General features: G+C 50.9%; 6 protein-coding genes. All 6 read right to left on the bottom strand.

Going from position 1 to position 8,978, the window contains the following annotated elements; translation table 11 throughout:
- Positions 1-257 precede the first annotated feature (257 nt).
- Positions 258-821: a TlpA family protein disulfide reductase gene (locus DN748_RS18340; RefSeq protein ID WP_112373295.1), complete on the bottom strand. Its 564-nt coding sequence runs from the start codon at positions 819-821 to the stop codon at positions 258-260.
- Between the two features lie 170 nt (positions 822-991).
- The gene (locus DN748_RS18335) at positions 992-3,256 is read right to left on the bottom strand and encodes an aconitate hydratase (RefSeq protein ID WP_112373294.1); all 2,265 of its coding nucleotides are present in this window, start codon (positions 3,254-3,256) and stop codon (positions 992-994) included.
- A 254-nt stretch (positions 3,257-3,510) separates the two neighbouring features.
- On the bottom strand, positions 3,511-3,915 hold the full coding sequence (locus DN748_RS18330) for an OsmC family protein (protein WP_112373293.1): 405 nt from the start codon (positions 3,913-3,915) through the stop codon (positions 3,511-3,513).
- Positions 3,916-4,026: 111 nt separating this feature from the next.
- On the bottom strand, positions 4,027-5,925 hold the full coding sequence (locus DN748_RS18325) for a LysM peptidoglycan-binding domain-containing protein (protein ID WP_112373292.1): 1,899 nt from the start codon (positions 5,923-5,925) through the stop codon (positions 4,027-4,029).
- A gap of 22 nt (positions 5,926-5,947) precedes the next feature.
- A complete protein-coding gene (gene guaA / locus DN748_RS18320; protein WP_112373291.1) occupies positions 5,948-7,477 on the bottom strand; it encodes a glutamine-hydrolyzing GMP synthase in 1,530 nt (509 codons plus the stop codon).
- Positions 7,478-7,571: 94 nt separating this feature from the next.
- Positions 7,572-8,945 (bottom strand): pyridoxal phosphate-dependent decarboxylase family protein, encoded by a 1,374-nt coding sequence (locus tag DN748_RS18315; protein ID WP_112373298.1) that lies wholly within the window; start codon positions 8,943-8,945, stop codon positions 7,572-7,574.
- Positions 8,946-8,978: the final 33 nt, after the last annotated feature.

Genomic DNA, 8,978 nt, shown 5'->3' with positions numbered 1-8,978 from the left:
TTAGTCTCCCCCCAGACCCCCCCTCTTTCAACATCATCATTATAGATTTTATTTATATTTACAAATCTAAAGGCCGGTCAGGCAGGGAATCTCAACCCCAGATCAAAGGAACTTCAACAGCATAACGGTACAAAAGAGATTCCTCCCCGGCTAACTTGTCCCGGGCATCGGGGGAGGTCGGGACAGACACTATCGCCGGAATGACAAAACCACTACAAACATAGGATGACATTTCATTTAAACCTGTTCACGGCTCCTTATTCCCGCAATAACCTGTCCAACACGGCCCTTACCGAATCGCTATTCCAGTCGGCTGCCCCTTTCTTTGCCATAACGAGATTGCCTTCCTTATCGATCACCCAGGTAGCGGGAATGGTCCGGGAATACAGTTTTTCCGGAACCTGGCTCACAGGAAAATACACCGGGATGTTCCAGTTGTCCTTATCCAGGAAACGCCGTACCACATCCCTTTCCTCTCCGGTCACAAAAAGGAATACCACCCGGTCACCGTAGTCTTTATACAGCTCGTCGAGAAAAGGCATTTCGGCAATACAGGGCGGGCACCACGTGGCCCAGAAATTGACCAGGACTACCCGGTCACGTGCCGTGTTAAAGTCGTATATCTCCCCGTCTATCGATTGCAGGTCCCATCGATAGCTGCCTATATTCTCCCGTTTCCCGTCCGGGATTTCCGAAGGGCTGAAAGCCATCACCCTGTTGAGCCACACCTTGACCGTTGTTCCCACCGGTGTAAAAAGAACAATCACCGCTGCGGCAATCAGCAATATATTATATAACTGTTTCCTTGAGATTTTCTTCATACCCTATCTGTGATAATTTGATAATGTGTCAATGTGATAATGTGCCAATGTGATAATGTGCCAATGTGATAATTTAGTCATTGGCTAATTGACTAATTGGCACATTAAAGAAAGGCCGCCCGGATATTTCAGGCGGCCTTCCTTCAGGCATTAACACTTATATCAGGCCATCAGGCTTTTCCTGCGGCGATAAGATTAAGCGCAGAACCGGCCCTGAACCAGCCGATCTGCCCTTCGTTGTAGCTGTGATTTGTTTTGATGACGTCTTTACTGCCGTCTTTGTGAGTGACCTCTATGGTAATTTGTTTGCCCGGGGCAAATTCTTCCAGGTCCACCAGGTTAAAGGTATCATCCTCCTGGATCAGGTCGTAATCAGCCTCATTCGCAAAGGTCAGCGCCAGCATTCCCTGTTTTTTGAGATTGGTTTCGTGAATACGGGCAAACGATTTGACCAGTACCACTTTCACACCGAGGTGACGGGGTTCCATCGCAGCATGTTCCCGGGAAGATCCTTCCCCGTAGTTGTGGTCTCCCACGACAATGGTAGGTATCCCGGCAGCCTTATAGGCCCTTTGGGTATCGGGCACTCCTCCGTATTCTCCCGTAAGCTGGTTTTTTACGAAATTGGTCTTCATGTTATAGGCATTCACCGCACCTATCAGGCAGTTGTTCGAGATATTGTCCAGGTGTCCGCGGTAACGCAGCCAGGGTCCTGCCATGGAAATATGGTCGGTAGTACACTTTCCGAAAGCCTTGATCAGCAGTCTGGCCCCGGTGATATTCTTACCGTCCCAAGGCTGGAAAGGGGTCAGCAATTGCAGGCGTTCCGAAGTGGGTGCGACTGCCACATCAACACCGCTACCGTCTTCTGCAGGGGCCTGGTATCCCGCGTCCTCTACGGCAAAACCTTCGGGCGGAAGTTCGTATCCCCTCGGTTCGTCGAGCATCACTTCCTCTCCGTCCTCATTGATCAGTTTGTCTTTCAGCGGATTGAAATCGAGCCGCCCTGAAATGGCGATCGCGGTAACGAGTTCCGGAGACCCTACGAATGCAAGGGTGTTGGGATTACCGTCTGCCCGCTTGGCAAAGTTCCTGTTAAAGGAATGTACTATGGTATTGCGTTCTTCCTTGTCTGCCCCTTCGCGGTCCCACATCCCGATACAGGGTCCGCAGGCATTGGCGAATACGGTGGCCCCGATCTTGTTGAAGGTATCGATGAGCCCGTCCCTTTCTATGGTATACCGCACCTGTTCCGAACCGGGCGTTATGGTAAAGTTCGATTTTGTCCTGAGTTTTTTATCCGACACCTGTTTGGCCAAGGATGCCGCCCTGGAGATGTCTTCGTAGGAAGAGTTCGTACAGGACCCTATCAGCCCGTATTCCACCTTAAGCGGCCAGTCGTTCTCCTTTGCAGCTTCTTTCATCCTGGAAATAGGCGTAGCGAGGTCCGGTGTAAACGGTCCGTTCAGGTGAGGTTCCAGTTCGTCAAGGTTGATCTCGATCACCTGGTCGAAATACTGTTCCGGGTTTGCGTAAACCTCGGCATCCCCGGTAAGGTATTCCTTTACTTCATTGGCCGCATCGGCAACATCGGCACGGCCGGTAGACCTCAGGTAGCGGTCCATGGAGGCATCGTACCCGAAAGTGGAAGTGGTAGCCCCTACTTCGGCTCCCATATTACAGATGGTGCCCTTACCGGTACAGGACATGGCCTCGGCACCTTCCCCGAAATATTCGATAATGGCCCCGGTTCCTCCCTTTACGGTAAGGATCCCCGCCACTTTAAGTATAACATCCTTGGGAGCGGTCCATCCGGAAAGTTTTCCGGTGAGCTTCACCCCGATCAGCTTGGGAAACTTCAGTTCCCAGGGCATTCCCGCCATAACGTCTACCGCATCCGCACCACCTACTCCGATGGCGATCATTCCGAGCCCCCCGGCATTTACCGTATGCGAATCGGTACCTATCATCATTCCTCCCGGGAAAGCGTAATTTTCAAGCACTACCTGGTGAATGATCCCGGCTCCGGGTTTCCAGAACCCGATCCCGTATTTATTGGAAACCGACCCCAGGAAGTCGAATACCTCATTACTTGTTTCATTGGCTCTTCTGAGATCCTTGTCTGCCCCCACTTTGGCCTGGATCAGGTGATCGCAGTGTACGGTAGTGGGTACGGCAACCTTGGGTTTACCGGCATGCATGAACTGTAACAGCGCCATCTGTGCCGTAGCGTCCTGGCAGGCTATCCTGTCCGGTGCAAAATCCACGTAATCCACCCCTCTCTCAAATGCCTTTCCAGGAGTCTTGTCCCACAGGTGTGCATACAAAATCTTTTCAGCCAAGGTCAACGGTTTTCCTACTACCTCCCGGGCACTGTCAACCCGTTCGGCCATTTCTGCGTAGACCTTTTGAATCATATCAATATCAAAAGCCATTGTGTATAAAGTTTTTTATTTTGAAAGTCCAGCAAAAGTACGAAATAGCCAACACTTTTTAAAGTTTTTAATATCTGCTTTTATTTCACGAATAATTCGCAATTTTCACAACGAAAACCTTTTGATTTTTACATATTCGGTATTTTGGACCTATAGAAAATACAAAGTTGTTAATAACCGGACTTTCGTCCCGTCAAAAACAACCTATTGATTTTATTTATAGAGAGATAATAAAACGAAATCGGGAAGGAATATTACCCCGGCCAGTGAAACACGATCTCCTTCTCAATATCGGGATGAAGACTGTAATGCACCGGGCAGGTACGGGCCGTGTGTTCGAGTATCTTTTTCGTCTTGTCATCCGGATCGATACTGAAATCAATCACAACCTTAATCCCGGATATCCTCCGGGGTCCGGCCGACATGGTCTTGGTCACTTCTGCCTGCGTCCCGGTGAGGTCTGCCCCCATTTCCCGGGCCTTGATGCCCATTACGGTAAGCATACAGCTGGCCAGGGCGGTAGCTACCGTATCGGTGGGAGAAAAGGCTTCTCCCCTGCCGTTATTATCTACGGGTGCATCGGTAACAAAAGTATTTCCCGACCGGATGTGTTCGCAGGAAGTCCTGAGGTTTCCCTCGTAAATTACTCTGGAAGTCATAGCTGTGTTTTTGTTATTGGGTTACCGGGTTATTAGGTTACTGGGTTATTGGGTTATTAAGTGTTGCCTGAATAACCCAATAACTTAATAACTTAACAACCTAACAACCAATTAATTCCCCGCTTCTTCTATTTCAAGGTTATCCGTATACCTTACGATATAGGCCCCGTTATTGTAAAACCCTTCTCCCCGGGATTTCCTGTGGTATTTGAACTTGTTCTCCACATATTCGGTTTCCCCGATCTTCGGTGCCGTATCGAACAGGTCCTTGTTATACGCAAGCCTCAGGATGACATCGAGAGTCAGGTCGTATCCCCTTACCGCATACCGGTTGGGCGAGGTCCCGAATTTCTTCTCATAGGCCTGTGAGAACGCATTATCTTCAGAAGATACCTTGTCTACCGCAGGATAATGGAAATTGAGGTTCGCCAGGTGAAAATTGGAAATACTTTCGGCATCGTATGCGCTTCCCCTTTTTGTCGTAAACATGACAATCCTGTGTTTGTCCGAACGTGCCGAGTTCAGTATCCCGGTCACATTGGTCAGTAAAACAATGTCGTTCGTTTCCACGATAACCCGGTTTTCCCTGGTGTCACTGAGCAGTTTCTTCAGGTCGTCGAGCCGGATGTATTTGTCTTCGGTAGGAGAAAGTATCTTTGCCCCCGGCAATTCCTGCTGTAAGGTGGCCCGTATTGCAGCATTTTTGGAGTCTGCGATAATAATAACCTCTTTGTCCTCACCTCCTGACCTGAGGAAATTCAGCATCTTCCCCTGCAGAACGTTATCATCGGGCACCGTTTGAAAAACATTTGCAGACGACCTTATATTTCCGGAAAAAGGCAAAAACACGGGAGTGTGCCTCACCCCGGCAACCACCTCATTAAAGGGTTTGGAAAGAAAAGGTCCGATAATGGCATCGGAGGTCCTGAATTCATTGGCAGCCAGCAATCCGCCTGCACCCGTAACATCTCCCCTGCTGTCCAGCACATTGAGGTTTACCGAGATTCCCATCTGCCGTGCCGTATCCAGTGCGGCCAGCGCCCCGGTATAAAAATCGAGCGAACGGCTGAGCAGTTTGCTTCCCTTCAGCCTTTCGGTATAGTCTGCGCCTCCTCCCATTTCATTGAGCCGCAGCGGAAGCACCAGGGCCAGGCTGGTTGTTTCCCCCCTGCGGATACTGTCTTCAAGATGAAAGGACTCGGTAACCACCCCGTCTTCCACCTCAAAATTCCCGGAGATGTCTTTAGGCAGTTTGAGTACCATGCCCGCTTTCAGCCCGCCGTCCCTGAGTTCGGGGTTGAGAGCTTCGAGTTCCTCTTTGGTTACCCCCAGCTTTACCTTCAGGCGGTAAAACCCTTCTTTGGGCTGTACCACGTAATAGTTATGAGTGTCATCGACCTCCTTCTCGGGTTGTTCCGGGCTGTCGGGCACCAACAGTTCCTGTCCCGGCTTCAGGACATCTCCCATGTCGGGGTTCAGTTTTTCCAGCTCTTCAATGGTAATACCGTGTTTATAGGCCACCCGCCATTTTCCTTCACTGGCCTGTACCGTATATACTTTCGTATCATCCGGTTCCGGGTCCTTAAAAACCTCTACAGCCTTGTACTCATAACGGGGAATACGTATTTTTTCCCTTTTCTTGAGCTGTCTTCCATAGAGCTCCTTGTTATATCTTTTTATATCGTCTACCCCTACATTGTACAACCGGGCAATACTGAACAGGGTCTCCTTACGCCTCACCTTGTGGGTGATGAAAGACACCACTTCCTGGGTCATCTCCGGCCCTTCCTTTTTAGCCTGGTCCGAGATCGGGATGATCAGGATGGAATTTATCGTTAAGCCATTCTTTACCTCCGGATTGAGACGGACAATATCAGACGTGCTCACCTGGTATTTCCGGGCTATGCTCTCCAGGGTCTCTCCTTTTTTTACCGCATGGGTATCGAACTCCTGTGCGTGGACAACCGCACTCAGAAAGAAGACCAGTAAGACTGTGACAATTCTGTTCATCTGCTTGTATTTAATTCATTGATTACTCCCATTCTATGGTGGCCGGCGGTTTTGAACTTATGTCATACACTACTCTATTAACGCCTTTTACCCTGTTTATTATATCGTTGGAAGTCTTTTGTAAAAAATCATAAGGCAGGTTTACCCAATCGGCCGTCATCCCGTCGGTACTTTCCACCGCCCTCAATGCCACGCATTTTTCATAGGTACGTTCATCTCCCATAACCCCTACCGAGTCTACCGGAAGCAGGATGGCCCCGGCCTGCCATACCCTGTCGTACAGTCCCCAGCTCTTGAGCCCGCTGATAAAGATATCGTCTACCTCCTGCAATATCCTCACCTTTTCCGGGGTGATATCGCCGAGAATGCGTATGGCGAGTCCCGGTCCGGGAAAGGGATGTCTTCCCAATTGTGCCGGATCGATATCCAGGGAAGCACCTACCCTTCTCACCTCATCCTTAAACAACATGCGAAGGGGTTCCACCACCTTGAGTTTCATAAAGTCGGGCAATCCTCCCACATTGTGATGGCTTTTTATGGTAGCCGAGGGGCCGTTGACCGAAACCGACTCTATCACATCAGGGTATATGGTACCCTGTCCCAGCCATTTCACATCCTTTATCTTATGGGCCTCATCGTCGAACACCTCGATAAAGGTCCTCCCGATGATCTTCCGTTTCTCCTCCGGGTCACTGACCCCGGCCAGTGCACCGAGAAAACGACCGGAAGCATCCACTCCCTTCACATTGAGCTCCATGCCTTCGTAACGCTTCAGTACGGTCTCGAATTCATTCTTCCGCAACAGGCCGTTATTGACAAAGATACAGTGCAGGTTTTCACCTATGGCGCGGTGCAACAGCACTGCGGCCACGGTAGAATCGACCCCTCCCGAAAGCGCCAGGACCACCTTGTCGTCACCTACCTGTTCGCGGAGGACATCCACGGTCATGTCTACAAAATTATCCGGGGTCCACGACTGGGATACCCCTGCAATCTTTACCAGGAAATTTTCCAGTATCTTCTTCCCGTCCGTAGAATGATATACTTCCGGGTGAAACTGTATGGCATAGGTGTGTTCTCCCTCTATGCGATAGGCCGCATGCTCTACATCGGCAGTACTTGCCATCTTCACGGCATTGTCCGGAAGCCTTTTTATGGTATCGCTGTGGCTCATCCACACCTGCGACCCGACAGAAACCCCCTCAAAAAAGGGTTCTCCCCCGGCAATATGGGAAAGATTGGCCCTGCCGTATTCCCGGGTCTCCGAGGGCTCTACGCTTCCCCCGCCGAAATGGGCCAGGTACTGCGCTCCGTAGCATACGCCAAGCAGCGGCACTCTGCCCCTGATCTCCGACAGGTCGGGGTGAGGAGCATCTTCGGCCCTTACCGAGTACGGGCTGCCCGAAAGGATTACTGCCTTGTAGTGCGATATATCGTCCGGCAAATTGTTGAATGGGTGAATTTCACAGTAAATATTGAGCTCGCGAACCCTGCGAGCGATGAGCTGGGTATACTGCGAACCGAAATCTAAAATAAGTACGTCGTGTTGCATGCGCAAAAATACTACTAAATATCAAATAACAAATTCAAATCGGGGATTTCCGTTACCGGAATTATCCACAGGCGGCACAAAACACCCCGCGGTGCTATACCATGGTATCCAGGATCATTTTTATATCTTCTTCCGTGGTATCCGGGTTGATAAAGCAGAACCGGGCCACGGTCTCATACGAATTTCCATGCTTCCATTTGGTAGGGGTCACAAGGGCCAGTCCGTCGCGATGGTTTTTATACGTCCAGTGGGTATAATCGTCCGGCAACCAGCCCTTCCTCCTGAAAAGCACACACGACAGGCTGGGTTCCCGCACCAGTTCCAGTTGCGGGTAACTTTCTATCATATCCCCGGCTATTCCCGCCAGGGAAATACCTCTTTCCACAGCCTCTTTATACATTTTCGTACCGTGCATGGCCAGGGAAAACCACAATGGCAGTCCCCTCACCCGCCGGGTCAGTTGTATCTGGTAGTCGGCAGGGTTAAAGCCCTGTGCCCCCTCATCCTTGAAAATATCCAGGTACGACCCTTCCTGTGCGTGGGCTTTCCTGGCCAGTTCGGGGTCCTTATAGATCACCGCCCCGCAGTCGTAAGGCGAAAACAGCCATTTATGAGGGTCTATGGTAATGCTGTCTGCCCTTTCTATACCGTAAAAAAGATGGCGTACCGAATCGGCGGCCAAAGCCCCTCCTCCGTAAGCGGCATCCACATGAAACCACAGCTGCTCCTGCCCGCATATCCCGGCAATTCCGTCCAGATCGTCAATAATACCTGCATTGGTAGTGCCCCCGGTAGCCACCACGGCAAAGAGCCGCTGCCGCTGTTCTGCCGAAAGGCTGTCGATAGCTGCTTTCAGGCCCTCTCCCGAAAGCCTGTCTTCTGAATCCACGAGATACACGTCCACATCTATTACCTTGGCCATGGCCTTAATGGAAGAATGCGCCCCGACAGAAGTGATCATCAACCCCCGGTCACGGCCGTGGGCTTCTGCGGTATTTCTCCAGTGTTCCCTGGCCGTGACCATGGCCGACAGATTAGCTGCCGTACCTCCGCTGGTAAACACCCCGAAAGCACCTTCCGGCAAACCGGTAAGGGATACCAACCACTTCATGGCTTCATTCTCACAGAAGATCCCTCCCGCGCCTTCCATCCAGTAAGCTCCGTGAATACTGGATGCAGAGGTAATGAGGTCGAACATTACCGCAGCCCTGGTAGGCGCTGCGGGCACAAAGGCCAGGTGCCGGGGGTGGTCTATGGGCACTGTTGCCCTGACCAGTACGTCGCGGAACAGCCTGAAGGCTTTCTCTCCGCCAATCCCCTCATCGGTGATGGTTTCTCCCACCAGCCTGCGGAGCTCCTCCTCCTTTTTGGGGTGCCCCAGTTCGGGGGCCGTCTGGGTAATCCGGCTTATGGCATACTTCATGACATCGAGGGTCATGTCTACCACATCCATATCTATGTTGTGCATCGTGTTTTTCTTTTCCGCAAAGATAGTGATTGA

This window comes from Sinomicrobium soli (assembly GCF_003285545.1).
In the GTDB taxonomy this organism is placed as follows: Bacteria; Bacteroidota; Bacteroidia; order Flavobacteriales; family Flavobacteriaceae; genus Sinomicrobium.
This window is presented reverse-complemented; position numbering and strand designations above follow the sequence as displayed.

Excerpts from the sequence above, each read along its gene's own strand:
- DN748_RS18335 (WP_112373294.1), bottom strand. The coding sequence starts at position 3,256 with ATGGCTTTTGATATTGATATGATTCAAAAGGTCTACGCAGAAATGGCC.
- DN748_RS18330 (WP_112373293.1), bottom strand. The coding sequence starts at position 3,915 with ATGACTTCCAGAGTAATTTACGAGGGAAACCTCAGGACTTCCTGCGAA.
- guaA (WP_112373291.1), bottom strand. The coding sequence starts at position 7,477 with ATGCAACACGACGTACTTATTTTAGATTTCGGTTCGCAGTATACCCAG.
- DN748_RS18315 (WP_112373298.1), bottom strand. The coding sequence starts at position 8,945 with ATGCACAACATAGATATGGATGTGGTAGACATGACCCTCGATGTCATG.
- DN748_RS18325 (WP_112373292.1), bottom strand. The coding sequence starts at position 5,925 with ATGAACAGAATTGTCACAGTCTTACTGGTCTTCTTTCTGAGTGCGGTT.
- DN748_RS18340 (WP_112373295.1), bottom strand. The coding sequence starts at position 821 with ATGAAGAAAATCTCAAGGAAACAGTTATATAATATATTGCTGATTGCC.